Annotated in this window: 23 protein-coding genes; 7 read left to right on the top strand and 16 right to left on the bottom strand. The window is 63.3% G+C overall.

The window, feature by feature from the left end; all coding sequences use genetic code 11:
- Positions 1–271: 271 nt before the first annotated feature.
- Entirely contained in the window at positions 272–1,087 is an 816-nt protein-coding gene (locus tag N7E70_RS10500) for a TIM barrel protein (RefSeq protein WP_263006289.1), read from the bottom strand.
- A 140-nt stretch (positions 1,088–1,227) separates the two neighbouring features.
- Positions 1,228–2,259: a LacI family DNA-binding transcriptional regulator gene (locus N7E70_RS10495; protein ID WP_263006288.1), complete on the bottom strand. Its 1,032-nt coding sequence runs from the start codon at positions 2,257–2,259 to the stop codon at positions 1,228–1,230.
- Positions 2,260–2,420: 161 nt separating this feature from the next.
- Here N7E70_RS10495 and N7E70_RS10490 point away from each other — a divergent pair, with 161 nt between their 5' ends.
- The 4 genes from N7E70_RS10490 (at position 2,421) to N7E70_RS10475 (ending at position 6,220) form a co-directional block, all read left to right on the top strand.
- Positions 2,421–3,509, top strand: coding sequence for a fatty acid desaturase family protein (locus N7E70_RS10490; RefSeq protein WP_263006287.1), 1,089 nt, complete (start codon positions 2,421–2,423; stop codon positions 3,507–3,509).
- Between the two features lie 25 nt (positions 3,510–3,534).
- Complete coding sequence (locus N7E70_RS10485; protein WP_067958664.1) at positions 3,535–3,849, top strand: MocE family 2Fe-2S type ferredoxin; 315 nt, start codon at positions 3,535–3,537, stop codon at positions 3,847–3,849.
- A 17-nt stretch (positions 3,850–3,866) separates the two neighbouring features.
- The gene (locus N7E70_RS10480; protein WP_263006286.1) at positions 3,867–5,087 is read left to right on the top strand and encodes an NAD(P)/FAD-dependent oxidoreductase; all 1,221 of its coding nucleotides are present in this window, start codon (positions 3,867–3,869) and stop codon (positions 5,085–5,087) included.
- A gap of 113 nt (positions 5,088–5,200) precedes the next feature.
- The gene (locus N7E70_RS10475; protein ID WP_067958657.1) at positions 5,201–6,220 is read left to right on the top strand and encodes an aldose epimerase family protein; all 1,020 of its coding nucleotides are present in this window, start codon (positions 5,201–5,203) and stop codon (positions 6,218–6,220) included.
- 3 nt (positions 6,221–6,223) lie between these two features.
- Here N7E70_RS10475 and N7E70_RS10470 read toward each other — a convergent pair whose 3' ends face one another.
- The 5 genes from N7E70_RS10470 to chvE all read right to left on the bottom strand — a co-directional run bounded on the left by N7E70_RS10470 (position 6,224) and on the right by chvE (position 12,151).
- Positions 6,224–6,994: an SDR family NAD(P)-dependent oxidoreductase gene (locus tag N7E70_RS10470; RefSeq protein WP_185910333.1), complete on the bottom strand. Its 771-nt coding sequence runs from the start codon at positions 6,992–6,994 to the stop codon at positions 6,224–6,226.
- A 10-nt stretch (positions 6,995–7,004) separates the two neighbouring features.
- Positions 7,005–8,000 (bottom strand): AraD1 family protein, encoded by a 996-nt coding sequence (araD1, locus tag N7E70_RS10465; protein WP_067958653.1) that lies wholly within the window; start codon positions 7,998–8,000, stop codon positions 7,005–7,007.
- A 156-nt stretch (positions 8,001–8,156) separates the two neighbouring features.
- Positions 8,157–9,371, bottom strand: coding sequence for a multiple monosaccharide ABC transporter permease (gene mmsB, locus N7E70_RS10460; RefSeq protein WP_263006285.1), 1,215 nt, complete (start codon positions 9,369–9,371; stop codon positions 8,157–8,159).
- The gene (gene mmsA / locus N7E70_RS10455; RefSeq protein WP_263006284.1) at positions 9,368–10,906 is read right to left on the bottom strand and encodes a multiple monosaccharide ABC transporter ATP-binding protein; all 1,539 of its coding nucleotides are present in this window, start codon (positions 10,904–10,906) and stop codon (positions 9,368–9,370) included. Before mmsA ends, mmsB begins: the two co-directional genes overlap by 4 nt.
- Positions 10,907–11,134: 228 nt before the next feature.
- The gene (gene chvE / locus N7E70_RS10450) at positions 11,135–12,151 is read right to left on the bottom strand and encodes a multiple monosaccharide ABC transporter substrate-binding protein (protein ID WP_442866516.1); all 1,017 of its coding nucleotides are present in this window, start codon (positions 12,149–12,151) and stop codon (positions 11,135–11,137) included.
- 338 nt (positions 12,152–12,489) lie between these two features.
- Between chvE and N7E70_RS10445 the strand changes: the two genes are divergently transcribed.
- Positions 12,490–13,476: a LysR family transcriptional regulator gene (locus N7E70_RS10445; protein WP_263006282.1), complete on the top strand. Its 987-nt coding sequence runs from the start codon at positions 12,490–12,492 to the stop codon at positions 13,474–13,476.
- A gap of 93 nt (positions 13,477–13,569) precedes the next feature.
- Here N7E70_RS10445 and N7E70_RS10440 read toward each other — a convergent pair whose 3' ends face one another.
- From N7E70_RS10440 to N7E70_RS10405, 8 genes are all read right to left on the bottom strand, one after another.
- Complete coding sequence (locus N7E70_RS10440) at positions 13,570–14,748, bottom strand: serine hydrolase domain-containing protein (protein ID WP_263006281.1); 1,179 nt, start codon at positions 14,746–14,748, stop codon at positions 13,570–13,572.
- 26 nt (positions 14,749–14,774) lie between these two features.
- A complete protein-coding gene (locus tag N7E70_RS10435; protein ID WP_263006280.1) occupies positions 14,775–15,971 on the bottom strand; it encodes a serine hydrolase domain-containing protein in 1,197 nt (398 codons plus the stop codon).
- Between the two features lie 162 nt (positions 15,972–16,133).
- The gene (locus N7E70_RS10430; protein WP_263006345.1) at positions 16,134–17,159 is read right to left on the bottom strand and encodes an extracellular solute-binding protein; all 1,026 of its coding nucleotides are present in this window, start codon (positions 17,157–17,159) and stop codon (positions 16,134–16,136) included.
- Positions 17,160–17,276: 117 nt separating this feature from the next.
- Entirely contained in the window at positions 17,277–18,311 is a 1,035-nt protein-coding gene (locus N7E70_RS10425; RefSeq protein ID WP_192314907.1) for an ABC transporter substrate-binding protein, read from the bottom strand.
- 17 nt (positions 18,312–18,328) lie between these two features.
- Positions 18,329–19,129 carry an ABC transporter permease gene (locus N7E70_RS10420; RefSeq protein ID WP_192314905.1) on the bottom strand — a complete coding sequence of 267 codons (801 nt, stop codon included), beginning with the start codon at positions 19,127–19,129 and terminating at the stop codon, positions 18,329–18,331.
- Positions 19,122–20,042, bottom strand: a complete 921-nt coding sequence (locus N7E70_RS10415; protein WP_263006279.1) for an ABC transporter permease — start codon at positions 20,040–20,042, stop codon at positions 19,122–19,124. Before N7E70_RS10415 ends, N7E70_RS10420 begins: the two co-directional genes overlap by 8 nt.
- Before the next feature lie 3 nt (positions 20,043–20,045).
- Positions 20,046–21,140, bottom strand: a complete 1,095-nt coding sequence (locus N7E70_RS10410) for an ABC transporter ATP-binding protein (protein WP_263006278.1) — start codon at positions 21,138–21,140, stop codon at positions 20,046–20,048.
- Positions 21,141–21,266: 126 nt separating this feature from the next.
- Positions 21,267–22,943, bottom strand: a complete 1,677-nt coding sequence (locus tag N7E70_RS10405; protein WP_067958631.1) for an amidohydrolase — start codon at positions 22,941–22,943, stop codon at positions 21,267–21,269.
- Positions 22,944–23,197: 254 nt separating this feature from the next.
- On the opposite strand from N7E70_RS10405, the gene N7E70_RS10400 reads away from it, so the two are divergent.
- Both N7E70_RS10400 and N7E70_RS10395 read left to right on the top strand, forming a co-directional pair.
- Positions 23,198–23,851 carry a TetR/AcrR family transcriptional regulator gene (locus N7E70_RS10400; protein WP_067966206.1) on the top strand — a complete coding sequence of 218 codons (654 nt, stop codon included), beginning with the start codon at positions 23,198–23,200 and terminating at the stop codon, positions 23,849–23,851.
- Positions 23,852–23,868: 17 nt separating this feature from the next.
- The gene (locus N7E70_RS10395; protein ID WP_263006277.1) at positions 23,869–24,900 is read left to right on the top strand and encodes a histone deacetylase family protein; all 1,032 of its coding nucleotides are present in this window, start codon (positions 23,869–23,871) and stop codon (positions 24,898–24,900) included.
- Between the two features lie 92 nt (positions 24,901–24,992).
- Here the strand turns inward: N7E70_RS10395 and N7E70_RS10390 are convergent, their stop codons facing one another.
- Positions 24,993–26,180 (bottom strand): TMEM43 family protein, encoded by a 1,188-nt coding sequence (locus N7E70_RS10390; RefSeq protein WP_263006276.1) that lies wholly within the window; start codon positions 26,178–26,180, stop codon positions 24,993–24,995.
- Positions 26,181–26,457 lie beyond the last annotated feature (277 nt).

The raw sequence follows: 26,457 nt of genomic DNA, 5'->3' as shown, positions 1-26,457 counted from the left end.
AAGCCCGCGGTCGGCCGCAGGCTCGTCTCTACGAGAGGCACCATCGCTCCTCCGCGATGCAAGATGCGCCACTCGCTTCCCGATGCCGGCCCAAATTCAGAATGTTCGGGCCGTGTTTTTTGTATATGAAATGTTTATTCCATATTGAGGCCAAACGTCAAGAGACATTCCATTGCCTGCCTGTCAATCTTGGGGAAGCAACGAATTGCGCCGCCCGGTCGCCCGGGCGGCGCTGGAGATGACGGCTATTTCGCTGGATGGAGCCGTTGCGTCAGACCCGCGAGCGGATGAACGCAATGCTCTCGGCAAGCGCTGCGCGCGGCTCGGTAAGCTTCTGCACGACAGGCGAAAACGGCTCGAAGGAGAGCAGCCCCTGATAGCCGCCAGACACCAGCGCACGGATCTGGCCGACATTGTCGAGCCGGTCGGCTGCATCGACCAAGACCCGGTGCGGGTCGCGCATGTCAGAGACCGTCACCGCGGGGTCGTCAACGCCTGAAATGTGCACCAGGCCGGTCATGCCTGGGAAGATGTCGGGCTCGCCGGCAAGATGATGATGGAACGTGTCGTGCACCATTCGAAAAGTGTCAGTTCCATCGACATCCTCGATGGCTTCGGCCGCCTCGCGCTTGGAGCGCAGCGAGCAGATCTCGAAGCCGAGCGGCTCGACAAGTCCACGCACGCCGCGATCGCCGAGGATCGCGGTCAGCGCCGTCAGCGCCGTCCTGAGGTTACGCTGGCGCTCGCCATCGGCCTGCCCCGTGCCGTCATTGACCGGAACCAGGACCAGCGCCGCAGCACCGGCGTCGCGGGCATAGTCGGCGAGTTCGATCGCCTCGGCTTCGCGCGCGGCGTTCCATTCGTTGAAGCGCTGCAGGGCGTTGATGGTTGCAATGGACATTCCATTTTCCGCTGCCTGCGCCTTGATGGCCGCAGCCGGCGTGCCGTCGATGATGGCGTTACGTGAGAGGTCGTTGCGGATTTCGACATCGCTCAGGCCAAGGTCCCGGCACAATGCGAAGAACGCTGCCGGCTTCAGCCCGGGTGCCACCATATGGTTCAGCGCGAATGTGAGCTTGCTGGGCATGCCGAATTTCTCCTCCGGGATCGCGGGGCGGCGCATCGATATTTGTGTTCCAATCTACCTATAAAATAGAACAGTCAATCCGAAATATGATGCGAATCTATCATCTGATGATAGATTCGCATGGCCGGCAGGCCACACCGTCAGATATTCTCCGGCAGGAAGATGTCGAACGGCAGGAAGGTCTGACCGGGGGCGTTGGCCGCCCCCTCCTCGATCGCATGCGCCATCAGCCCGACAAGTTCGCGGCACAACGACGCCAGCGGCGTCGCAATCACCATCGTTGCAAGGTTGTCGGCCAATGCCACGCGTGTGTCCAAGGTGATCTCGTTGCAGATCAGCACCGGCAACGGATCGGGCTTCGCCTGGCCTAGCGCCGAGATCGCGCCTTCGATGCCACCGCCGGCAACGTAACAACCGACGAGATCGTCATGCTTGCGGAGCAGGTCGTCGACGACCTCGTGGGTGGCTTCCCAGGACTCGTTGTTGACGATGGTTTCGAGCAGCGTGAAGTCGGGCGCATGTTCGCGGAAGAAAGCGCGAAAGCCGATCTCGCGCAATTCGTGGCCATGGAAGCGATGGCTGCCGACGAACAACGCCACCTTGCCCGGCTGCCGCGCGCATTTGGAGATCATCCATGCGGCAGTGCGTCCGACCTTGAGGTTGTCGATGCCAACGTATCCCTCGCGAATGCCCGTCGCGAAGTCCGACAGCAGCGCGAAGACGGGAATGCCGCGCTGCTTGAGTTCAGCAACCGCCGCCGTCACGCTGGGATGGTCGGGGCTGACCAGCGCCACTGCATCGCAGCTTGCCGCCAGCCGCCGCAGCCGTTCCAGAATCTCCTCCGGCGCGAGCGTCTCGGCAAATTCGATGACACCAGCACCGCGAAACCCTGTCGCCTCGGTTATCGCCTTCTCCAGTTCACCGGCGAAGGCACGGTAAAACACGTCTTTCGGCCGCAGCAGCACGAAGCCGAGCCGATACACCGGCAGTTCCTTGCGCATGCGCTGCGCGATCAGCCCGGCGGCATGATAGCCGATGGATGTCGCCGCCTCGTAGACGCGGCGCTGCGTTTCCTCGCGCACCGGCAGGCGCCCGTTCAGCACACGGTCGACGGTTGCAACGCTGACACCCGAGGCGTGGGCGAGATCGGTGATTGTCGGGCGCTTGCTCATATCCAATCCCTGGATTTTGCCGCAGCTTAGCGCATCATGATAGAAAATGATAGAAACCATCATGCAATGATTGAAGATATTGCATCATGAGTTAGCATTCTTGCAGTGAACGATTTCCAGCGCCCATCGCGGACCTGTTTCCGACTTCCAGGGAGAGAGCCATGACCGTGACGCCTTTGGCGCGCGACTACAGCCTTGTGGGAGAAAGCGCGCATCGCGCCGTCGAAAGCGGCCTTGCGGCTGCCGAGTGGTACCACACCGACATTCCGCGCAAGCAGATGAAGGAGCTGATGCAGCGCTCCGACGGTCCGGCCGTCCGCGACACCGCAATCTGGCTCGGCCTGCTCATCGCCTTCGGTACTGCCGGCGCGGCGCTGTGGGGCAGCTGGTGGTGCGTGCCCTTCTTCCTCTGCTACGGCGTGCTCTACGGCTCGGCAACCGACTCGCGCTGGCACGAATGCGGCCATGGCACCGCCTTCAAGACGCAGTGGATGAACGACGCGGTCTATCAGATCGCCTGCTTCATGATCATGCGCAATCCGGTGACCTGGCGCTGGAGCCACACCCGCCACCACACCGACACCGTCATCGTCGGCCGCGATCCAGAGATAGCGGTCATGCGCCCGCCAGACCTTCTGCGCGTCGCGCTCAATTTCTTCGGCCTGCTCGATGCCTGGCACGCCATGGTTGACATGGTCCGCAACGCGGCCGGCATCATCGGCGCGGAGGAAAAGACCTTCATCCCCGAGAGCGAGCAGCCCCGCGCCATCCGCATCGCCCGAATCTGGCTCGCCATCTATGGGGCCACCATCATGCTGGCACTTTATCTCGGCTCATGGCTGCCTTTGATGCTTGTCGGCCTGCCTCGCCTCTACGGCGCCTGGCATCACGTGCTCACCGGCCTTTTGCAGCATGGCGGCCTCGCCGACAACGTCATCGACCACCGCCTCAACAGCCGCACGGTGCTGATGAACCCCGTCAGCCGCTTCATCTACTGGAACATGAACTACCACGTCGAACATCACATGTTCCCGATGGTGCCCTATCACGCGCTGCCGAAGCTGCATGAGCTGATCAAGCACGACCTGCCGGCGCCTAGCCCCTCCATGTGGGACGGCTACCGCGAGATGCTGCCGGCCTTCGTCCGCCAGCTCCGCAACGAGGACTACTTCGTCAAGCGCGAGCTGCCGCCGACGGCACGGCCCTACCGCGAGGACTTCCATAGCGAGACGGCGCTGGCTGCCGAATAGCCGTTCGAAACCCAGGGAGAGAGACATGAGCGACTGGATCGAGGCCTGCGCGGCCGACGACATCGACGAGGAAGACGTGATCCGCTTCGACCATGCCGGGCGCACCTTCGCGCTTTACCGTAGCCCGGAGGACGAGTTCTTCGCCACTGACGGCTTGTGCACCCACGAGCAGATCCATCTGTCGCAGGGCCTGGTCATGGGCGACATCATCGAATGCCCCAAGCACAATGGCCGCTTCAACTACAAGACCGGTGCGGCGCGCGGCGCGCCCGTCTGCGTCAACCTCAGGACCTATCCGGTGAAAATCGACGCCGGCAAGGTCTTCATCCAGCTGGGCTGACTGACATGGCGGCGGGAATGATCATCATCGGCGCCGGCGAAGGCGGCACGCGGGCCGCCTTCGCCCTGCGGGAAGCCGGCTATGACGGCACCATCACGCTTGTCGGCGCGGAGAGGCATCTGCCTTACGAGCGTCCACCGCTGTCCAAGGAGGCGATGACATCGACCGATGCACCCGCCATCAAGGCGATCGCCGACGCCGCACGCCTCAAGGAACATCGCATTGACCTGGTCGGCACCACCACCGCGACATCGATCGACCGCGCCAACCGCTCTGTCCGTCTCACCAACGGCTCCGACCTCGAATACGACAAGCTGTTGATCGCCACCGGAGCCACACCGCGCCGGCTGCCGCTTGCCGGTCTCGGCTCGCGCTGCGTCTATCTCCGGACCTTCGATGATGCGCTCGCCATCCGTTCGCATCTCGGTCCCGGCTGCCGGATAGCCATCGCCGGCGGCGGCTTCATCGGCCTCGAACTCGCGGCATCCGCCCGCAAGCTCGGTGCGGACGTCACCGTCATCGAGGCTCAGTCACGCATCCTGATGCGCGGCGTGCCGGAAGACATCGCAACCGTCGTCCACGAGACGCACGCAACCGAAGGCGTCGACATCGTCTGCGGCGACGGCATTGCGACCATCAACGACAGGGCTGACGGGGTACGCATCACGCTTGCCAGCGGCCTGCAGGTCACGGCCGATCTCGCCATCATCGGCATCGGCGCCGTGCCGGTCACGACACTTGCCGAAACCGCGGGCCTCACCCTCAACAACGGTATCGCCGTCGACGCGCAGCTACGCACCAGCGACCCTCTGATCTTCGCCGCCGGCGACTGCTGTTCGTTCCCGCTTGCCGTCTATGGCGGCCGCCGCGTCCGGCTGGAGGCCTGGCGCAGCGCCCAGGAGCACGGCGCGCTCGCTGCGCGCAACATGCTCGGATCAGAGGAGGCCCATGCCTGCGTTCCCTGGTTCTGGTCCGACCAGTACGGGCTCAGCCTGCAGATCGCCGGCTTGCCCGACGAAGGCGAGCGCACCGTCCGCCGCGACCTCGACGACGGCGCCTTCATCCTGTTCCATCTCAAAGAGGACGGCCGACTCGTCGCCGCCAGCGGCATCGGCCCGGGCAATGCGGTTGCGCGCGACATTCGCCTCGCCGAAATGCTGATCGCAAGATCCGCCCGCCCCGACATCGGCGCGCTGGCCGCGCCCTCGGTCAAGCTCAAGAGTCTGCTTGCCGCGTGACACGGAGCACGCACCCGTCAGGACGCGCAAGGCAGCTGGCAAAAGCCGCTTGAGAATCGTCCCGGTTTGCAGGAACCTGCGCTGGGCGCGAGGGCCGCGCGGAGCAAACGACAATGCCGATCAGCGAATTCGGTCAGATGGCCGACGGCACGGTGGTGCAAGCGATCGACATCGCCGCCGAAGGCATCGAGGCAAGGATCCTAACCTTCGGCGCGACACTTGCCGACCTCGTCGTCGCAACGCCTGACGGCCCGCGCTCGGTCATCCTCGGCTTCGACGATCTTGACGGTTATCTCAACCATGGCGGCTATTTCGGCGCTATTGCCGGACGTTGCGCCAACCGCATCGCCGGCGGCAGCTTCGAGCTCGACGGACAGACGTTCGAGCTCGATCTCAACGAGGCGGAGCGCACGCATCTCCATGGCGGCAGCGACGGTTTCTTCCGCCGCAACTGGCTCGTCGTCGACGCCAACGACAGTTCGGTGCTGCTGGCGCTGATCTCGCAGGCAGGGGATCAGGGCTACCCCGGCAAGGTTATCGCCACCTGCCGCTATTCACTCGACGCCGGACGCCTCACCATTGCGCTCGGCGCCCGTGCCGATGCCCCCACATTGGTCAACCTCGCCGCCCACGCCTATTTCAATCTCGATGGTGGCGGCTCGATCCTCGACCATCGTCTGAAGATCGCCGCCGAGGCCTACACACCTGTCGACGCGAACAACATCCCCACCGGCGAGGTGCCTGCCGTCGACGGCACGCCGTTCGATTTCCGTGAGCTTCGCCCGGTCCGCAACGGAATGGACGAGGCACACAGCCCTTATGACCACAACTGGGTACTTGCCATGCAGCCGGCGCCCGAGCCGTGGCATGCGGCGAGGCTCGAAGGCCCGCTGTCCGGCATCCGGCTCGATCTCTGGACCACCGAGCCAGGACTGCAGCTCTATGACGGCGCCTTCCTGCCGGTTGTCCCGCCCTTGCGCGGCGGCATCGCGCCCGTCCGCCACGGCGCGCTGTGCCTCGAGCCGCAACGCTTCCCCGACGCCATCCACCACCCGCACTTCCCGAGTGCCGTGCTGAGGCCTGACGAGATCTATTCGCAGGTCACCGAATATCGCTTTTCGATGGTCGAGTGACCGTTACACCCAACCGCCATCGACGACAAAATTCTGTGCCGTGCACATCATGGAATCGTCGGCCGAAAGAAACAGCGCCATGCGCGCGATGTCGTCGGGCAGGACCCGCCCTGCCAGGCACTGATTTGCATCGATCTCGGCATTGGCTGCATCGTCAACCCAGAGCTCAAGCTGGCGCTTGGTCATCACCCAGCCCGGTACCAGCGTATTGACCCGGATGCCATGCTTGCCGAGATCGCGGGCGAAGGAGCGCGTCATGCCGTGCACGGCAGCCTTGGAAGCGGCATAGGCAGGATAGCCGCCCGAGGCCTTCATCCAGCCGATAGAGCCGAGATTGACGATCGCACCGCCGCCGGCGGCGATCATGCCGGGTGCCACCGCCTGGATGGCGAAGAACGAGTGGCGCAGATTGACCGCAACACGCGCATCGAAATACTCCGGCGTCACCGCGCGCCAGTCGTGGCGGGTGTCGCTCGCGGCGTTGTTGACCAGCGCCATGGTCGGACCCTGCAAGGCCTCGATCGCGGCTATCGCCTCGCGGTAGGCCGCGATATCGGTGATGTCGCAGGCATGGAAGGCGACGGAAGCGCCCATGCCCGCCAGCTCCTCGGCAAGCGCCATGCCCTCGGCTTCGGCAAGGTCGACAAATCCGACTTTCGCTCCCTGAGCGGCAAAGGCCCGCACCATCGCCTCGCCAATCCCTGTCGCTCCGCCGGAGACGAGCACCGGCCGCCCGGCCAGGCTCGGATATCTAGCCATCATGGCGTCGCTCATCGCCATCACCTTACAATGTCCTGACCGCGATGGGGGCCGCTGCCCGCGCCTGTTTCAACGGATTGCGCAGCGGCAGTCCGAATTCCGCCGCCTCGATCTCGAACACGTCACCGGGCTCCGTCTTCACCCCGTCAGCGAATGACAGCGTCGCCGTTCCGAACATGTGCACGTGCACGTCGCCCGGTTGGCGGAAGACACCATATTTGAAGTGATGATGTTCGAGATTGGCGATGGTGTGGGACATGTTGGCCTCGCCGGACAGGAACGGCTTTTCCCAGATCGGCTTGCCGGCGCGAATGATACGCGAGGCACCCTTGATGTCGGCAGGCAGTTCGCCGACGAGGATTTCCGGGCCAAACGAGGCATTCCGCAGTTTTGAATGGGCGAGATAGAGATAGTTGATACGCTCGGTGACGTGGTCGGAGAACTCGTTGGCGAGCGTGAAGCCGATGCGATAGGGCGTGCCGTCGTCGCCGACGAGATAGACGCCTGCAATCTCCGGCTCCTCTCCGGCATCGAGCGCGAAGTGCGGCGACACCAGCGGCTTGCCGGGATCGACGACCATGTTGCCGTTGCCCTTGTAGAACCATTCCGGCTGCACACCGACCTGGCCTCGCGCCGGCCTGCCGCCCTCCAGCCCCATGCGGAACATCTTCATGGAATCGGTCAGCATCTCCTCGCCACTGGCGTCCAGCTTCTTGTGCATGCTGTCCCGCGTCGCCGCCGAGCCCAGATGGGTGAGCCCGGTGCCGGTCAGATGCAGATGCGCCGGATCGGGATGCCTGACCGGCGACAGCACCTGGCCGGCGCGGCCGGCGGCCTCGATGTCGACGGCCTCGCCAAGGCCGCGGTCGGCGACGATGGCCGCAAGCGTGGTTCCGGCGCGCACCGCCTCCAGCGCCAGCGCGTAGATCGACTTGGCGTCGTTGACCAGCCGCGCGGTCCCGCCTTCCCGCACCGCCACACGGCTCTTGCCGTCGGCCAGGATTATCTGGGACATCAACATTCCTGCACTCCTTCCGTCTCGCCCCGGCCGGCCTCGTTTCCGGCGCCCGGCAAGACTTTCCCGTCGCGCCACGCACATGCGCAGCTCGCCTTGCCTGTTGTCTTCGAGATTGCGGGCCCGCTCTCCCGGGCGCCGCGGCCGGTCGCTCCCTGCGGCCTAGGCCTTCTTCTTGTTGTAGAGGTCGAAGGCGACAGCACCGAGCAGAACCAGGCCCTTGATCACCTGCTGCCAGTCGATGTTGATGCCCATGATCGACATGCCGTTGTTCATCACGCCCATGATGAAGGCGCCGATGACCGCGCCCGCCACCTGGCCGACACCGCCCAACGCCGAAGCACCACCGATGAACACCGCAGCAATCACGTCGAGCTCCATGCCGGCACCTGCCTTAGGCGTCGCCATGTTCAGACGGGCGGCAAAGATCAGTCCGGCAAGTGCTGCCAACGCCCCCATGATGGCGAAGATGTGGAATGTCAGCCGCTCGGTGTGGATGCCCGAGAGAGCAGCCGCCTTGACGTTACCACCCATCGCATAGATGCGCCGGCCAAAGGTCATACGCTTGGTCACGAAAACGAATGCGGCGATGAGCACGCCCATCACGACAAGCACGTTGGGCAGGCCGCGATAGGACGCCAGCATATAGAGCAGGAACAGCACGATACCGGCCATGACGGCATTCTTCAGCACGAAGAAGCCGAAGGGCTCGGCATCATAACCGTGGCTCTCGCGGTTGCGCCGGCTTTTCAGCGCCGCAAAGAGCATTCCGGCGACGATCAGCAAGGCAATGACGATGGTGGTAGCGTGCAGCTTGACCCCGCCGATCGTCCACGGCCCGATCGGGTCGGGGATAAAGCCCGCCGACAGCATCTGGAATTCCGGCTGGAAAGGCCCGACCGAGCGTCCGCCGAGCAACCACAGTGCCAGCCCCTTGAACACCAGCATGCCGGCAAGTGTGACGATGAAGGACGGGATTTTCATATAGGCGATGAAGTAGCCCTGGACGCCACCGATGACGGCGCCGACGCATATGCATATCAGTCCGGCAAGAAACGGGTTGAAGCCGAAATCGACCATCAGCACCGCCGCGACCGCGCCGATGAAGCCGGCGACCGAGCCGACCGACAGGTCGATATGCCCGGCGACGATGACCAGCAGCATGCCGAGCGCCATGACGATGATGTAGGAATTCTGCAGGATCAGGTTGGTCAGGTTGACCGGTTTGAACAGCACACCGCTGGTGGTGAACTGGAAGAAGATCATGATGGCGATCAGGGCAAGCACCAGCCCGTATTCGCGCAGGTTCGCCTTGATGGCATCTTGCGCCGTCGCCTTGGCGGAATTGACCGTCGGGGCAGCTGTTTCCGTGCTCATGCGGCTTTCTCCTCGCCGCGGACGATCGCCCGCATGATCTTTTCCTGGCTGGCTTCGCTGGCCTTCATCTCACCGACGATGCGTCCCTCGTTGAGCACATAGATGCGATCGCAGATGCCGAGAAGTTCCGGCATTTCCGACGATATCACCAAGATGCCCTTACCCTCGTCGGCGAGCTTGTTGATGATCGTGTAGATTTCATACTTGGCGCCGACATCGATGCCGCGCGTCGGCTCGTCGAGGATCAGCACGTCTGGGTTGGCAAACAGCCACTTCGACAGCACCACTTTCTGCTGGTTGCCGCCGGAAAGGTTGCCGGTGATCTGGTAGACGCTGGACGAGCGGATGTTGGTCTTCTTGCGATACTCGTTGGCGGCCCTCAGTTCGGCATTGTCGTCGATCACGCCCAGCTTCGACGAGACGCTTGGCAGGTTGGCGACCGTCACATTGTGCTTGATGTGGTCGATCAGGTTGAGGCCGTAGACCTTGCGGTCCTCGGTGGCATAGGCGAGGCCTGCCTTGACCGCCTTGCCGACCGTCGAGGTGTCGGCTTTCTTGCCGTGCAGCAGCACGTCGCCGGTGATGTTGGTGCCGTAGGACCTGCCGAACACGCTCATCGCGAACTCGGTGCGCCCGGCCCCCATCAGGCCCGCAATACCGACGACCTCGCCCTTGCGCACCGACAGGTTGACGCTCTTGATGATCTGCCGCTCCGGATGCAGCGGGTGGTGCACCGACCAGTTTTTCACTTCGAAGATGGTCTCGCCGATGTTCGGCTCGCGGTGTGGATAGCGGTTCTCAAGGCTGCGCCCGACCATCGAGGTGACGATGCGGTCCTCGGTGATATCGGCCTTGTCCATTGTCTCGATCGACTGGCCGTCGCGGATGATGGTGATCTGGTCGGCGATGCGCTTGATCTCGTTCAGCTTGTGCGAAATCATGATCGAGGTCATGCCTTGCGCCTTGAACTCGACGAGCAGGTCGAGCAGCGACTGGCTGTCCTTCTCCGACAGCGAGGCCGTCGGCTCGTCGAGGATCAGAAGCCGGACGTCCTTGGCCAGCGCCTTGGCGATTTCCACCAGTTGCTGCTTGCCGGTACCGATGTTGGTGATCAGCGTGTCGGGATCCTCGCGCAGGCCGACCTTCTTCAACAGCTCGGCGGCACGGCGGCGCACCTTGTCCCAGTTGATGATGCCGTTTTTTGCCTGCTCGTTGCCCAGGAACATGTTCTCGGCGATCGACAGCATCGGCACGAGCGCAAGCTCCTGATGGATGATGACGATGCCGCGTTTTTCGGAGTCATGGATGCCGTTGAAACGGCATTCCTGGCCTTCATAGCGGATGTCGCCGGAATAGCTGCCGAAGGGATAGACGCCGGAGAGGACCTTCATCAGCGTCGACTTGCCGGCGCCGTTCTCGCCGCAAATGGCGTGGATGTCGCCGCGCCTCACCTTGAGATTGACGTTCTCGAGCGCCTTGACGCCCGGGAAGGTCTTGGTGATGTCGCGCATTTCCAGAATGATGTCGTCACTCATGGTCCCTCGCTCGAAGTGGCGCCCCGCCTGTCCAGGAAAATGCACCCGGAAACGGAGGTAGCGTACTCTCTTTGGAACGGAGCTCCACCCCCTCCCTGCGCGGGTCTCGACACGCGCCCGCGCCCGGCATTGGCTGCCTTCGGCGTTGATGCGGGGAGCCCGCCAAGCGGGTGTCCGGTCCCTTGAACCGCTCCCCGCAATTGCACGGGGAGCGGCAAGGCGGAAGGCTTACTTTATCTCCTCGACCTTGATGTAGCCGGAGTCTACCAGGACCTTCTGGATGTCGTCCTTGACCACCGACACGGGCACCAGCAGGTAGGACGGAACCACCTTGACGCCGTTGTTGTAGGTCTTCTCGTCGTTGATCTCGGGCTTGCCGCCGGACAACGCCGCATCGACTAGGTTCGCGGTTACCTTGGCCAGTTCGCGGGTGTCCTTGAACACCGTCGAGTACTGCTCGCCGGCGATCATCGCCTTGACCGAAGGCACCTCGGCATCCTGACCGGAGATGACAGGCCATGGCTGTTCGGCCGTGCCGTAGCCGACGCCGCGCAGCGACGAGATGATACCGCGCGACAGGCCGTCATAGGGCGCGAGCACCGCATCGACCCGGCTGCCGTCGGAGTAGTTGGCCGACAGGATGTTGTCCATGCGGGCCTGCGCCACCGCCGCATCCCAGCGCAGCGTGCCGACCTTTTCCATACCCATCTGGCCCGACTTGACGACCAGCGTGCCCTTGTCGATCAGCGGCTGCAGCACCGACATGGCGCCGTCGTAGAAGAAGAAGGCGTTGTTGTCGTCGGGCGAACCGCCGAACAGCTCGATGTTGAACGGACCTGGCTTGTCAGGATAGCCGAGGCCCTTGAGCAACGAGTCTGCCTGGAGCACGCCGACCTTGAAGTTGTCGAAGGTGGTGTAATAGTCGACATTGCCGCTGTCGCGGATCAGGCGGTCATAGGCGATGACCTTGACGCCCTTGTCGGCCGCCTGCTGCAGCACCGCCGACAGCGTGGTTCCGTCGATCGAAGCGATGATCAAGGCCTTGGCGTCCTTGGTCACCATGTTCTCGATCTGGGCGAGCTGGTTCGGGATATCGTCTTCGGCATACTGCATGTCGATGGTGTAGCCCTTGGCTTCGAGGGCCGCCTTGAGCGCGTCGCCGTCATTGATCCAGCGCAGCGACGACTTGGTCGGCATGGCGATGCCGATCGTCCCCTTGTCCTGGGCATGGGCCTGATAGGACATGGCGGCGAGGCCAACCGCGAGGGCGGCTACGAACGTCTTGATGATCTTCACCTTCTCTCTCCCTTGTGAAGTGCCGGCGCGCGAACGCAAGCGCTCGCGCGTGGCCCCGCCATGAACGGCGCGGCAAAGCCAGGTATGATGTGTATTCCTCCAAAAGGCCGCGAGCCCTGCGTTTCCTCCGCTCGATGCTCCAGCGCCCGGCTGGCTGACATCGAACTCGCGACGGTCTCAACGTCGGGGAATGTGGCATAACAGTCAAATGCAAAATCGGCTGCACGGCATATCATTTCTGGTATGCTTCAAAGCCAGTTCAAGGCTGTGCAGGAGGGAAGGACGCGATGGTCGACATCCGGGACGACGCCAGGGTAAGCGGCACCAGCCTGCGCATCAACGACAACGAAACCTTGCTGCGCAGCGGCCTCAAGCTGCGCCATATGCGCATGGTGGTGGCGCTGGAGGATCACGGCCAGATCAGCGCCGCCGCCCAGGTCATGAACATCTCCCAGCCCGCTGCCTCGCGCATGATCTCCGAGATCGAGGACATCCTCGGCGTCGAGGTCTGCGAGCGGCTGCCACGAGGCGTCCGGCTGACGCCCTATGGCGCAGCCCTTGCCCGCCGTGGCCGCGCCATCCTGCTCGAGATGCAGCAGGTCGACCGTGAGATCTCCGACCTCAAGTCCGGCAAGGGCGGCTCGGTCGCCATGGGCGCGGTGACCGCACCGGCGATCGAGCTGGCGGTACCTGCCATCCGCAAGATCCGCGAGCGCTATCCGCGCATCGAGATCAGCGTGCAGATCGAGACAAGTGCCGTCCTGGCACGCGAACTCCTCGCCTCGCGCCACGATTTCATCGTCGCCCGCGTCCCCGACGATCTCGATCCACGTTTGTTCGAAAGCCGCATCATAGGCATTGAGAAGGCCTGCCTCATCGTTCGCCGCGGCCATCCCCTGGCCGGCTCCGGCACTGTTCCGCTGGAACGACTTGCCGAATTCGACTGGGTTTTCCAGCCCGGCGGTTCGCTGCTACGTCAGACGGTACAGGGCATCTTCATGAGCCGAAACGTCCGCATGCCCGACCGCATCCTCAACACCAGCTCATTGCTCTTGACGCTGGTGATGGTGGCGCAGTCGGACGCCATCGCGCCGATCGCGACTGACGTCGCCAACTTCGTCAACGCCAAGAGCGGTCTCGACGGCACGATCGAGATCCTGCCGATCGCCTTCGACATCAACGTCCAGCCCTACAGCCTGATCACCGTGCGCGGCCGCACGCTGTCACCGACAGCCCAGTTGCTGCACGACCACATCCTGCGTGAGATCGCATAGGCAACCTCACGCGGCCGGAGTGCCTTGCCCCCAGGAAGTGAGGAGAGTTAGCCCGGCGAAACCGTGACGGATGGACACTCGAGAGTTCGGCCCTCACACCCTGGCGCAGATCGCCTCGAAGAACGCGACATTGTCGAGGTCGAGCGGATCGTCGACCGGCAGCGCCTGCGACGACATCTTGGAGATCACCACCTCGGCCTTGGGGTCGATGTAGAGCCACTGGCCGTGGATGCCGATGCCGCAATAGGCTTGGGCAGCATTGGCGCTCTGGTACCACTTGTTGCGATAGCGCCCGTGGGCGAACAGGTTGGTCATCGTACCGCGCTGCCAGGCCACTGCATCGCCGCCATGGATTGTGTCTTCGACCCAGGCCTGCGGCACGATCCGGCCGCCTTCGGCAACACCGCCCTGCCGCATCATTTCGCCGACGCGCGCGAGGTCGCGCACCGCCACCGATACGCCGCCCGCCGCGCGCGCCGAGCCTTCCGCATCGACGCTGACGAAGGCATCGCGCACCGCGCCCAGCGGCTGCCACAGCTTGTCCGCCATCAGCTCGGCATAACGCTGGCCAGAGGCGCGTTCGACGATGATGCCGAGCAGGTCTGAATTGGGCGAGCGGTAGCGGAAGGTCTGGCCGTGCGGCTCGTCCAGCGGCTGCAGTGAGACGAGGAACTCGCGCAAAGTTTCCGATCCGCCGCCCGGGTTCCACATCGTGGCGCGGCGATAACGGGCAAAGGCGCTTTCGGGGTCGAGATAAGCCTCCTCGAAATCGAGGCTGACGGTCATGTCGAGCACGTGACGCACAGTGGCTTTGGCGTAGACCGAGCCGGTCGCTTCGGGCACGTAGTCGGTCACCGGCGCATTCGGGTCGAGCTTGCCCTCGCCTTCGAGGCTGCCGGCAAGGATCGCCGTCAGCGACTTCGAGATCGAAAAGATGATGTGCCGTGCCTCGGGCCGCATCTCGGGCGCGAACCAATCGCCGACGAAGCGCCCCTTCTTCATCACCGCAAGCGCATCCGTCGACGAGCGCTCGAGGAAACCGGCCACGCTCTCGTTTCGGCCGTTGATATCAACGATTTCCGTCAGAAGCCCGGCGAGATCGACGGGCGCGCTCTCGACCTTGCCCTCCAGGGCCGGGATTCGCGTGCTGCGCACCATCTCGCCGACATTCTGGAAAGCCCAGCGGTTGAACGGCTTCTCGCGCCAGTTGCCGAGCGTCACGTCCTGGCGCGCAAAACCGAATGCCTGCTCGAAGGCGTTTGATGACGTCATGATATGTCCTTGCTGCTATGTTCCGGTCAGGCGAGTGCGGCTGCGATGGTGTGCACAGCCTTCAGGGTCGCCACCGAATAGGGAACCGAAGTGAAGTCGGGCCAGGTCGACAGCTTCACCGTGACCATGCCGGCGTCGAAATTGATATGGATCAGTTGCCCGAACACGCCGCGGCACATCAGCGTCCGCGAGCGCGGGTCCTCGATCCAGAACTGGTTGCGATAGCTGGCCTCGGGCATCGAGGTGCTGAAGTTGGGGCCATGCATTCCCCGCCGGGTCTCGGCGATCCAGCCGGCAGGCACGATGTCGGCGCCGTCCTCCAGGATCGTCTGGCCGAAGCGGGCATAGTCGCGCAGCGTCGCGTTGAAGCCGCCGTCGGCAATGGCGTAACCGGCGCTGTCGACGGTGAAACAGGCGCTCTCCTCGGCGCCGATCTTCTGCCACAGCTCTTCGGACACCAGTTGCGGCAGCCGCCTGCCGGTCGCCCGCTCCATGATGAAGGCGAGCACATCAGTCTCGATCGAGCGGTACTCGAAGGCAGCGCCATGCGGCCTGGTCGTTTCGATCAGGCGCTGGATCAACTCGAACATATGCCGTGGCCAGTGGAAGCTGGGGTCGGCATCCGCGGGGACCGGCTTCCAGCCGCCGGCGACGTCGACCTGGCCGATGTCGGAATAGGGGTCGGTATAAGCCTCGCTGAAACGGACACCCGTGGTCATGTCGAGCACCTGCTGAACGGTCGCCCCCTTCCAGCCGGTCGTTGCCAGCTCCGGCAGATAGTCGGTCACCAGCTTCTTCGGGTCGACGATACCTCGCCCCGCAAGAATGCCGCATACCGTGCCCGTCACCGATTTCGCCACCGATTGCGACAGATGCAGCGTGCGTGGCGTCATGCCGTTGAAGTAGCGCTCATAGGCGATCTTGCCGTCCTTGAGCACGAGGAAGCCATCGGTGTAGGTCTCGTCGAGCAGCCCCGAAAGCGTCGTCGGTTTGCCCCCGCTGTCCACGACCGCCAGGCCGTCGAGATCTGTCTCGGCGCGCGGCAATTCACGAACCGGACCTTCGCCGCGCCATACCTCCGCCGTCGTCACGATCTCGCGCACGTGCTGAAACGCCCAGCGGTTCCACGGCGGCATGTCCCATTGCGCCTTCGGTACCTTCATCGCCGGTGGCGAGCCCTGCATGATGGGTGGCGGCGCATCGCTGTTTCTGTAGGAGCTCATGTCTCTCAACCTTGTCTCTTCGCACCCATGGTGGAGACGATGCCGGCCCTTCGACAAACTCAAAACCAGATGCGGGACGGCACAAACGCTTCAAGGCCTGGTGCTGCCCCTCATCCGCCCTTCGGGGCACCTCCTCGCGCAAACGGGGAGCAGGAACAGCCCCTACTTCTGCAGGTCGGTCCAGATCTTGGTGTAGATCGCATCGACCTCCGGCGGGCACATCAAGGCCATCGTGCCATGCGCCTTGCTCGCTTCCGGAATAACGATTTCAGGCGCGTCCTTCATCTCGGCGGGCATGAACTTTTCCGAGCCGGCAACGCCGTTGGCATAGCGGTGATAGGCGGAAAGCCCGGCCGCGATTTCGGGATCCATGATGAAGTTCTGGAACAGCTTGGCGTTCTCGACGTTCTTGGCGTCCTTCAACACCACCACGTTGTCGCTCCAGTAGGTGAAGCCTTCCTTCGGATAGCCGAAATTCACCTCAGGACGCGCCAGCCGGATGCGCAGCGCGGCCCCGTTCCAGGTTGTCGAGGCCTGGAAGTCGCCGGCCTTCATCTTGTCGATCGCGCCATACTCCATAGCGACCCAGTTCGGTTTCGCCGCCACCAGCAGGTCGCGCGCCTTCTTCAGCACCTCCTTGTCGTCGGTGCATTGCTGGCCGCCGACATAGCGGATCGCCGCCGTCACCACGTCCTTCATCTCGGGGACGACATTGACCTTGCCCTTCAGCTCGTCGGGTGTCTCGAAGATGATCTTCCAGCTGTTGATGTCGCCCTTGTAGGTGCTGGTGTTGACAACCGTGCCGACCGTGCCCCAAGCCCAGGGCACCGAATATTTGCGGCCGGGGTCGAATTCGGGGTTGGCCCAGTCGGGCGACACGTTCTTGAAGTTCTCCATGCCGCCCGGATTGGTCTCGAGCAGCAGACCTTCCTTGATCCAGATCGGCAGATGCGTCTGGGAGGGAACAGCGATGTCGAAACCGCTGCCGCCCTGGCGCACCTTGGCGAGTGCGGTGTCGTTCGAGTCGTAGTCGGTGATCGTCACCTTGACCTTGTACTTTTCCTCGAACTTCTTGATCACCTCGGGGTTGGTGTAGTTGCCCCAGTTGTAGATGTTGAGCTGGCCTTCGGCGCGGGCAAAGCCGGTCGCCGCAAACAGCGCGATCGCCGCGACGGCAGTGGACATCATTGGTTTCACAGCAGGTCTCCTCTTCATTTCAGACTGTGAGCACCCTGCCAGTGGCAGGCTACATCAACATCACGGCCGGACCGGGTCCGGCCGTGATTGTTTCTGATCGGGCAGAACTTACTTCTGCAGTTCGGTCCAGATCTTGGTGTACAGGGCGGTCACCTCGGGCGCGCAGGTCTGGAGGATTTCGCCGTTCTTCTTGAACTCCTCCGGCACCACGACTTCCGGCGCGGACGTCATGTCGGCTGGCATGAACTTCTCCGAACCGGCGATGCCGTTGGCATAGCGATGGAAAGCCGAGTTCATCGCCGCGTTTTCCGGATCCATCATGAAGTTCTGGAACAGCTTGGCGTTCTCGACGTTCTTGGCTTCCTTCAGCACCACCACGTTGTCGGACCAGTACTGGAAACCTTCGGTCGGATAGCCGTAGTGGATGGCCGGGTTCTTCAGCCGCTGGCGCAGGGCCGAGCCGTTCCAGTCGCTGGTTGCCTTGAAGTCGCCGGCGCCCATCTTTTCGATGGTGTTGTATTCCATGGCGATCCAGTTCGGCTTGGCGGCAACGAGAACGTCGCGCACCTTCTTCAGCACTTCCTTGTCGCCGGTGCACTGCTCGCCGCCGACATACTTGATCGCGGCATGCATGACGTCGTTCATCTCGGGAACGACGTTGACCTTGCCCTTCAGCTCGTCCGGCGTGTCGAAGACGATCTTCCAGGTGTTGATGTCGCCCTTGTAGACGTCGGTGTTGACGACCACGCCGACGGTGCCCCAGGCCCACGGCACGGTGTACTTGCGGCCCGGATCGAAGGCCGGGTTGGCCCATTCGGGCGCGACGTTCTTGAAGTTCTCCATGCCACCGGGATTGGTCTCGAGGATGAGCCCTTCCTGGATCCAGATCGGCACGTAGGTCTGCGACGGCATGGCGACGTCGAAGCCGGTACCGCCCTGGCGCACCTTGGCAAGTGCGGTGTCGTTCGAGTCGTAGTCGGTCACTGTTACCTTGACGTCGAACTGCTTCTCGAACTTCTTGATCATGTCGGGGCTGATGTAGTTGCCCCAGTTGTAGATGTTCAACTCGCCGGCTGCGGAGGCGAGGCTGGTCGAGGCAAGCAGCGCAAGGCCGGCGGCCATCGACATGGATTTCAGATTCATCATTCCACTCCCGTTGATTAATCCCGTTTCCTGCTCAAGAAGAAGAACAGCGTGACGATGACGACCGACAAGAGCAGGAAGACGGTCGATATCGCATTGACCTCCGGCGTGATGCCGCGGCGGATCTGCCCCAGCATGTAGGTTGGCAAGGTGTCCTGCCCGCCCGACTTGACGAATTCGGTAATGACCACGTCGTCGAGCGAGATGACGAAGGCGAGCATCAGGCCGGCTATGATTCCCGGCCAGAGCAGTGGCAGCGTCACGCGGCGGAACGCCTTCCATGGCGTGGCGTAGAGATCGGCCGCAGCCCGTTCGAGCGTCAGGTCCATGTTCTCGAGGCGCGCCCGGATCGGCAGATAGGCAAAGGGAATGCAGAACGCCGTGTGCGCCGCGATCAGGTAGCCGAGGCCGTTGTAGCCGCTGGCGATCTTGATCTGCGCAAAGAAGATCAGCAGCGCCACGCCGGTGACGATCTCCGGCACCATCAGCGGCTGGTTGATGAAGGCGTATTTGAACGTCAGGCCGCGATAGGTGCGCGTCCGCGTCGTCGCCAGTGCCGCCATCGTTGCCGCAATGGTGGCGATGATCGCCGCCGAGGAGGCGATCTTCAGCGACCGCCAGGAGGCGTCGACGACCTGCTGGTTGGACCAGGCGGCGACGAACCAGCGCAGCGAGAAGCCGCCCCAGTCGGACACCGAGCTCGACTCGTTGAAGGCGTAGATCACCAGCACGGCAATCGGCAGGTAAAGCAGGAAGAAACAGGCGCAGGCGATCGTCGTGAAGCCAGTCTGCTGCCTGATCGAGAAGCGCTTAGCCATGACGCACCTCCGAGCCCGAGGTGTTGCGGACGTAGACGAGAAGCGCCACCATCACGATCGCCATGACGGTGATCGAAAGTGCTGCCCCCAGTGGCCAGTTGCGCCCTTGCCCGAACTGCAGCTCGATCAGGTTGGCGAACATCATGTTCTTGCCGCCACCCAGAACGCTCGGTGTCACATAGGCGCCGATGGCCGGGATGAAGACCAGGATCGAGCCGGCGACGACACCGGGCCTGACCAGCGGGAAGATGATCCGCTTCAGCACCTGCCAGCGCGTGGCATAAAGATCGTAGCCGGCCTCGACGAGGCGGAAGTCGAGCTTTTCCATGCTGGCATAGAGCGGCAGCACCATCAGCGGCAGGTAGACATAGACCATGCCCACCATGATGGCGAAGTCGGTGTAGAGCATCTGGATCGGCTGGTCGGTGATGCCGAGATTGATCAGCGCCGTGTTGATCAGGCCTTCGTTGCGGATCACCTGCAGCACGGCAAAGGTGCGGATCAAAAGGTTGGTCCAGAACGGAATGGTGATCAGGAACAACCAGATGTCGCGCGTCCGCTCCGACCGCGTTGCGATGAAATAGGCCGTCGGAAAACCGAAGACCAGCGTCGCCACCGTCGCCATGAGAGCGAGTTTCAGCGAGCGCCAGAAGATGGTGAGATGGGCGCTGGCAAAGGACAGCGTGTCGTCGAAAATGTCGCGTTCGAGGAAAACCGAGACCCAGCCCTCGGTCGAGAACTTCCACTGGACGTCGCCGTAGGGTCCGGGCGTCAGGAACGAATAGAGAAGCACGATCAAGAGCGGGCCGGATGCGGCCAGAAGGATGATGATCAGCGCCGGCGCCGAGAGATACCAGCGGGTCCTGATCTCCCGCGCCTCTGCCTGCTTTTCGATTTCGGCTGCGGTCGCCATGGCTCAGTCCTTCAGGATCTGGGCCGCATCGTCGCCCAGGACGATGCCGACGCGCTCGCCGCGCTCGAATTCCACCATCGCGCCGCGCGTGTTCTGCTGGCGCACGGTGAAAGCCTCGCCGTCATCCAGCCTGACATGCACATGCGTGTCGGTGCCGAAATAGACGACGTTTTCGACCAGGCCCGAAATGTCACCCTTGCCCTTCACCGCCTTGGCGTGTTCGGGCCGGATGACGACGGTGGCATCGCCGTTGGGCTTGAAGCCATCGGCGACCGTCGCCGAGATCGTCGCGCCGGACTTCAGCGTCACCTTGGCCTTGCCGCCGTCGATGCTGTCGATGCTGGCGTCGAGGAAATTGGTTTCGCCGATGAAGTCGGCGACGAAGCGAACCGCCGGCCGGTCGTAGATCTCGCGCGCCGACCCGACCTGCAGGATCTTGCCCGACGACATCACAGCGATGCGATCGGACATGGTCAGCGCTTCTTCCTGGTCATGGGTGACGAAGATGAAGGTGATGCCGGTCTCGTGCTGCAGACGCTTGAGTTCGATCTGCATTTCCTTGCGCAGCTTGTAATCGAGCGCCGACAGCGGCTCGTCGAGCAACAGCACCTTGGGCTGCGGCGCGAGCGCGCGGGCCAGCGCCACGCGCTGTTGCTGACCGCCGGAGATCTGGCTGGTGCGGCGCTTGGCGAGCTTTTCCATGCGCACCAGCTTCAACATCTCGGCGACGCGGGCGTCGATCTCGGCGCGTGGCTTGCCCAGCATCTCAAGGCCGAAGCCGATGTTCTCGGCCACCGTCATATGCGGAAATAGTGCGTAGGACTGGAACACCGTGTTGACCGGCCGCTTGAATGGCGGCAGCGGCGCGATATCGCTGCCATAGAGCAGGATCTCGCCTTCCGAAGGAAAATCGAAGCCGGCGATCAGGCGAAGCAGCGTGGTCTTGCCGCAGCCGGAAGGTCCAAGCAGCGTGAAGAACTCGTTTTCCCTGATCGAAACCGAAACGGTATCCAGCGCTGCGACCTGCGCCTCTCCCGTCCCGAATACTTTACGAACCCCACGAACTTCGATCGCATTCTTACCCGGTGTGTCCGGCACGCAAACGCCCCATTTGTTTCGTCCACTTTTGCAGTGAAACTTTTTTCCCCGTTCAATTGTCACCACACCCCGTCAGGCTTGGCAACAACGGCTCGTCGTCATGTCGCCAGGCAGCCGCCCTGCGGCTCATGCCTGGTAGCTCACCCGCCCTCCGCAGATGGTCGTCACAGGCCGCACCTGGTGCAACACCGCCGGATCGGTTGCCTCGATGTCGGCCGAGAGCACCACCAGGTCGCCGAAATAGCCTGGTTTCAGCTGGCCCTTGCGGTCTTCCTTGAACTCGGCGTAGGCGCCCTCGACGGTGTAGCCGGCCAGCGCCTGGTGCAGCGAAACGCTCTGGTCGGGCATGTCTTCAGCCCATGGCTTTCGCAGCATCGCTGCCTGCATGCCCTCGATCGGATCGATCGGCGCCACTGGCCAGTCGGAGGCAAACACCACATGCGCGCCGGCCTCGATCAAGGTCCGGGTCGGATAGGCATAGGGCCAGCGCTGGCGACCGATGCGCGATACCGTCGGCTCAAGAGGAAAGCTCATCGCACCCGGCGGGTGCGGAGGCTGCATCGAAGCGATCACGCCGAGGTCGACGAAACGCTGGATGTCGCTGGCCGTGGTCAGCTCGACATGCTCGACACGGTGGCGGCTGTCGCGCTTCCCATTGACCTTCGCGGCCGCCTCGTAGCCGTCTAGTACGGCGCGTGTCGCGCCATCGCCGATCGAATGCACGGCGATCTGCAGGCCGCGCCGGTCGATCTCGGTGGCGATACGTTTGAACTCCTCGGGCGAAAACAGCGGCTCGCCGACCCAGTCGGGACGATCCGCATAGGGCTCGATCATCACGGCCGTCCAGGAGTCCAGCACGCCGTCATAGAACATCTTGACGAGACCCGACGACAGCCAGTCGCCGTCGTAGCGCTCGGCCATGACGGACGCCTTGTCCAGCGCGTCTGGCGTCATGAAGTTCTTGTAGTGGAACGGGATCTGCACCCGGCAGATCAGATCGCCCTCTGCCTGGACTTCCGACAGAAGCTCCAACTGGTAGAAATTGCCGTCCATGTTCTGGATCGAGGTGATGCCGTGGCGCGCGCACCAATCGAGGCCGCGGCGCATGATGGCGCGGTCGCCAGCGCGCTCGTCGCCTTCGGGCACAGGATCGGGCTCGCCGCCGGTCGACAGGCCGAGCCGCACACGCTCCTCGCCGGCAAGCTTGAGCACCGGGTTGAACGCCTCGTTCTCGCGCAGCTCGCCCTCGGCCAGGCCATCGTCGCCCATGACGATCTCGTTGCCGGGCGTAAGTTCCCGCCCGTGCAACACATCGGCCATTTCGAGCGCCTTGGTGTTCGCCCAATAGGTGTGATGGTCGGGGGCCGCCATGATGAAGGCCCGGTCGGGCAAGATGGCGTCGAGGTGATGGCGCGTCACGCGCTCGCCGCCGAGAATGGTGTAGTCGGCGCCCTGGCCGACAAGCATGCGCTGGTTCGGGCGAGCAGCCGCATAGGCCAGCACCGCTTCGCGCAGAGCATCAAGGCCATGCACGCCGGCAAGCTGAAGATGCGCCAGTTCGGCCGCACCCGAGAAGAGATGCATGTGCGCTTCGATGAAGCCAGGAACCACCGATCCGCCGCGCGCGTCGATAATCTTTGTGTCGGGGCCGCGCAGCGCTTCAACGGTGGCGTTGTCGCCAACGGCCGCGATCAGTCCATCTACGACTGCCACCGCTTCGGCCGTGGGCCGGGTCGAGTCCATGGTCAGCACGCGGCCGTTGATGACGATCAGATCGGCATTGCGAACCGGTTGGACAGACATCGCGACTCCGCGCACTTGACTGACTGATACCGTTCACGCCCGCACCGGCTGCCCCGTCCCAAGGAGTGGCGCAACCAGACAGCAGGCTGAGGCCGGTTCGCTGTCCCAAGGAATTCCTCTTTCCCTAAAGACAGCATCGAGAAAAAATGCGACTAATTATTCGCGTTTGTCAATATGCGGGTTTTCCGGGGATGCGTTGTGGAGGACGCCCCTGGTGTATGCTGGCGACGAGCAGGGAGCGAGAAGTCCAGTCCGTGAAGAGCAGTCTCACAAAGAAGGCCACGACGGCGCTTAGCCCGCGCAAACAGCCGCGACAGGAACGGTCGAGCAAGGTCGTCGACAGGATCCTCGACGCCGCCCTGATCTTGACCAGGGAACAGGGAACCAAGACGCCGACGACGCTGGCCATCGCCCAGCGCGCCGGCCTGTCGGTCGGCTCGATCTACCAGTACTTCCCCAACAAGGAAGCCATCCTGCTCGACCTTGCCCGGCGCTGGCTCGGTGCCTTCCCGGAAGTGATCGCCAAGCGCATTGCGGCTCCCCGCCCGACCAATCGCGACGAATTCCAGCAGGAGGTGGACAAGCTCTTCGTCGACACCTCCCGGCTCTATCTCGACAACGCCACGCTGATGCCGGTCATCGAGGCGATCACCGGCAATCCCGACCTCCGTCCGATCCAGAACGAGTATGACGACCAGATCATCGCGCTCTATGCAGCCTGGCTGCAGCATGTGAACCCGGCGCTCGACGACGGCATCGCCAGCCGGCTCGGCGTGGTGATGATGGAAGTCGGCCACGTCTGCCGTCTCGTCGGGCTCAAGCGCGACCGCAAGGCCTTCGATCTCATCCAGGACGACGTCAAGACCATGTGGCTTGCCCTCGTCGACCCCTATCTCGACCTCAACTAGAACCAGGAAGGATTTTCATGAAGACAGTCTTTTCGCCGCTTCACGCCGGCCACAGCGGCCAGATGGAGCTTGTCGCCGGCGCCATCGTGCCCGGCTTCGAAAAACCCTCGCGGGCCGAGATCATCAAGGCGCGGGTCGAAGACCAGAAGCTCGGCGATATCCTAGCGCCCGAGATACATGACCTCGCCGCCGCCAAGCGCGTGCACGCGGCCGACTATATCGATTTCCTGCGGACCGTCTGGCCGGAATGGGAAGCAGCAGGGAAAACCGGCTCGGCCATCCCCTTCGCCTGGCCGACACGCGGCCTGCGCGGCGACGTGCGCCCGCAGACCATCGAGGCACTGCTCGGCTACTATTCCTTCGACGGCGGCGCGAGCTTCGTGAAGGGGACCTGGGATGCCATCAAGTCATCCTATGACGTGGCGTTGACAGCAGCTCAACTCGTCAAGGCCGGCGAACGTGCCGCCTTCGCGCTCTGCCGTCCGCCGGGCCACCACGCCGGTGCCGCCTTCATGGGCGGCTACTGTTTCATCAACAACGCCGCCGTCGCCGCCCAGTGGTTCCGCGACCAGGGCGCAAAGCGCGTCGCCGTGCTCGACGTCGACTATCACCACGGCAACGGCACTCAGGAGATTTTCTACTCACGCGCCGACATCCAGGTCATCAACCTGCATGGCGACCCGATGACCGAGTATCCGTTCTTCCTCGGCCATGCCGACGAACGCGGTTCGGGCGAAGGCGAGGGCTTCAACATCAACTACCCCATGCCCTTCGGCACCACCTTCGACAAATGGAACGAGGCACTGGAAGACGCCTGCCGGAAGCTCGCTGCCTATGCGCCTGACGTGGTCGTGGTCTCGCTCGGCGTCGACACCTTCGAGAAGGATCCGATCAGCCACTTCAAGCTGACCAGCGCCGACTATCCGAAGATCGGTGCCCGCATCGCCAAGCTCGGCCTGCCGACCTTGTTCGTCATGGAAGGCGGTTACGCCGTCGACGAGATCGGCGTCAATGCCGTCGGCGTGCTGACCGGCTTCGAGGGACGGTAATCCTCAAGCTCTCCCTTCTCCCCGCTTGCGGGGAGAAGGTGCCCAGAAGGAGCGGATCAGAGGCAGCACCAAGCTGCCCGACCGTTCTCAGGTCACTGCGCCGAAACAGTTCCCGCAGCCGCCGGCGCCGCTGCCTTCTTCCGTCCAAGCCGCGTCAGCAGCCAGGCAACCGCAAGCCCGCCAAGCGCGATGCCTATCGCCAGCGCCGGCCGGTACCAGAACCATGCGACCGCGATCGTTGCAGTGCCCACCAGCAAGGCCAGTACGAAGGCGACAAGCCCGGTGCCCATGCGCACCATCGAGCCTATGAAGGGAATCACATCGGCAATCACGCCGAGTGGCGCCAGCAGCAGCCCGAAGCCGATTGCCAGCAACAGCAGGCAGCCGACGCGCACCAGCCAGGTGATAATGGTGTTGGCACTGACTGCGTCGGCGAACATCTTTTCCGCCGGCACCCTGCCGCTGTCGACAAGCAGCAGCTCGTCGCCGGCCACCGTCTGGTAGGGCGCAAACCGCTCGCCCGTCTGGCGGCCGATGACACTGATGTCGCCGAGCGGTACCAGCCGGTACTCGATGCGGTAGTCACCGATGGCTGGAGAAGCCGGATTTGCGCCGAGATAGATGCGCCCGTCCAAGACGTTGACGCGCTCGGTGCCGGGATAGGCGGCGGCAATGTCCGGCAACTGGCTCGGCGTGATGGTCAGCGAATTGCTGTCGCCGATGCGGTCGAACACCGGCTCGTCAAGCGTAAAGGCGCCAAGCTTGCCTTCATGGATCTGAAACGTGCGCGAGCCGAGCGCCATGGCGGGGTTCTGATGATTGGCCGGCTGCTTGAACTCGGCCGAGTCGATCGGCCGGTCCTGCCATTCCTTGGCGTAGCTGTAAGTGGTGACGGTTTCCTCGCCACCGCCCAGCTTGGTGTTGGTCTCCGATTTGGAATTCTCCACCCACTGGAACATCTCGACGGTGCGCACCAGCCGCACGCCCTTGGCCTCGATGGCAAAGTCCGGATCGCTGACTGCGTCAGAGGTCATCACGGGCCCCGTGGTGTGCACCAGCTCGCCCTCATTGGCGGCGTCGATCTTGTCGACGGGCACCGACACAACCGCACCGGCGCCCTCCGCCAGCGAGCGCGCCGTGGTCACCGCCCGGCCCTCGTTCCAGAACAGCACCACGACCATGGCAAGGACGAGGACGAACCCGACCAGCACGCCTCCGACCGAGCGCCTGATGCGCCCGAACCACGACACGCTGGTCACTTCACGAAACTGATCGCTCATCTGCTATCCCTGCCCCACGCGACGCAGCGTTAAGCCGAACGGGCCAGGCGATCAATGGCCATTCTCGCGAAGCTTTCCCGAAGGTTTCCGCAGCGTTTCCGGCTGCCTTGAGTCTGTCGAAGGACTCTGAATTAACTTTTTGTCAATTCTGTTTGCGGAGCGATTCGCGAGGGGTTAAATTGAACCCGAATCAGCCGGTCCACGGGGGGCGCGGCGAACCACCAACTCTCTGAAATACCGGGATTTTTCTCGGTTGAGAGCGCGTCAGGCTTCGCGC

Origin of the sequence: Aminobacter sp. NyZ550, assembly GCF_025628925.2 — a bacterium.
Taxonomy (GTDB): Bacteria; Pseudomonadota; Alphaproteobacteria; order Rhizobiales; family Rhizobiaceae; genus Aminobacter; species Aminobacter ciceronei.
The sequence above is the reverse complement of the archived record's forward strand: the minus strand, read 5'-3'. Positions and strand labels throughout refer to the sequence as shown.

Coding starts and splice junctions, on each gene's coding strand:
- N7E70_RS10500 (WP_263006289.1), bottom strand. CDS start 1,087: ATGCCCAGCAAGCTCACATTCGCGCTGAACCATATGGTGGCACCCGGG.
- N7E70_RS10495 (WP_263006288.1), bottom strand. CDS start 2,259: ATGAGCAAGCGCCCGACAATCACCGATCTCGCCCACGCCTCGGGTGTC.
- N7E70_RS10490 (WP_263006287.1), top strand. CDS start 2,421: ATGACCGTGACGCCTTTGGCGCGCGACTACAGCCTTGTGGGAGAAAGC.
- N7E70_RS10485 (WP_067958664.1), top strand. CDS start 3,535: ATGAGCGACTGGATCGAGGCCTGCGCGGCCGACGACATCGACGAGGAA.
- N7E70_RS10480 (WP_263006286.1), top strand. CDS start 3,867: ATGATCATCATCGGCGCCGGCGAAGGCGGCACGCGGGCCGCCTTCGCC.
- N7E70_RS10475 (WP_067958657.1), top strand. CDS start 5,201: ATGCCGATCAGCGAATTCGGTCAGATGGCCGACGGCACGGTGGTGCAA.
- N7E70_RS10470 (WP_185910333.1), bottom strand. CDS start 6,994: ATGAGCGACGCCATGATGGCTAGATATCCGAGCCTGGCCGGGCGGCCG.
- araD1 (WP_067958653.1), bottom strand. CDS start 8,000: ATGTTGATGTCCCAGATAATCCTGGCCGACGGCAAGAGCCGTGTGGCG.
- mmsB (WP_263006285.1), bottom strand. CDS start 9,371: ATGAGCACGGAAACAGCTGCCCCGACGGTCAATTCCGCCAAGGCGACG.
- mmsA (WP_263006284.1), bottom strand. CDS start 10,906: ATGAGTGACGACATCATTCTGGAAATGCGCGACATCACCAAGACCTTC.
- chvE (WP_442866516.1), bottom strand. CDS start 12,151: ATGTCCTATCAGGCCCATGCCCAGGACAAGGGGACGATCGGCATCGCC.
- N7E70_RS10445 (WP_263006282.1), top strand. CDS start 12,490: ATGGTCGACATCCGGGACGACGCCAGGGTAAGCGGCACCAGCCTGCGC.
- N7E70_RS10440 (WP_263006281.1), bottom strand. CDS start 14,748: ATGACGTCATCAAACGCCTTCGAGCAGGCATTCGGTTTTGCGCGCCAG.
- N7E70_RS10435 (WP_263006280.1), bottom strand. CDS start 15,971: ATGAGCTCCTACAGAAACAGCGATGCGCCGCCACCCATCATGCAGGGC.
- N7E70_RS10430 (WP_263006345.1), bottom strand. CDS start 17,159: ATGATGTCCACTGCCGTCGCGGCGATCGCGCTGTTTGCGGCGACCGGC.
- N7E70_RS10425 (WP_192314907.1), bottom strand. CDS start 18,311: ATGAATCTGAAATCCATGTCGATGGCCGCCGGCCTTGCGCTGCTTGCC.
- N7E70_RS10420 (WP_192314905.1), bottom strand. CDS start 19,129: ATGGCTAAGCGCTTCTCGATCAGGCAGCAGACTGGCTTCACGACGATC.
- N7E70_RS10415 (WP_263006279.1), bottom strand. CDS start 20,042: ATGGCGACCGCAGCCGAAATCGAAAAGCAGGCAGAGGCGCGGGAGATC.
- N7E70_RS10405 (WP_067958631.1), bottom strand. CDS start 22,943: ATGTCTGTCCAACCGGTTCGCAATGCCGATCTGATCGTCATCAACGGC.
- N7E70_RS10395 (WP_263006277.1), top strand. CDS start 23,869: ATGAAGACAGTCTTTTCGCCGCTTCACGCCGGCCACAGCGGCCAGATG.
- N7E70_RS10390 (WP_263006276.1), bottom strand. CDS start 26,180: ATGAGCGATCAGTTTCGTGAAGTGACCAGCGTGTCGTGGTTCGGGCGC.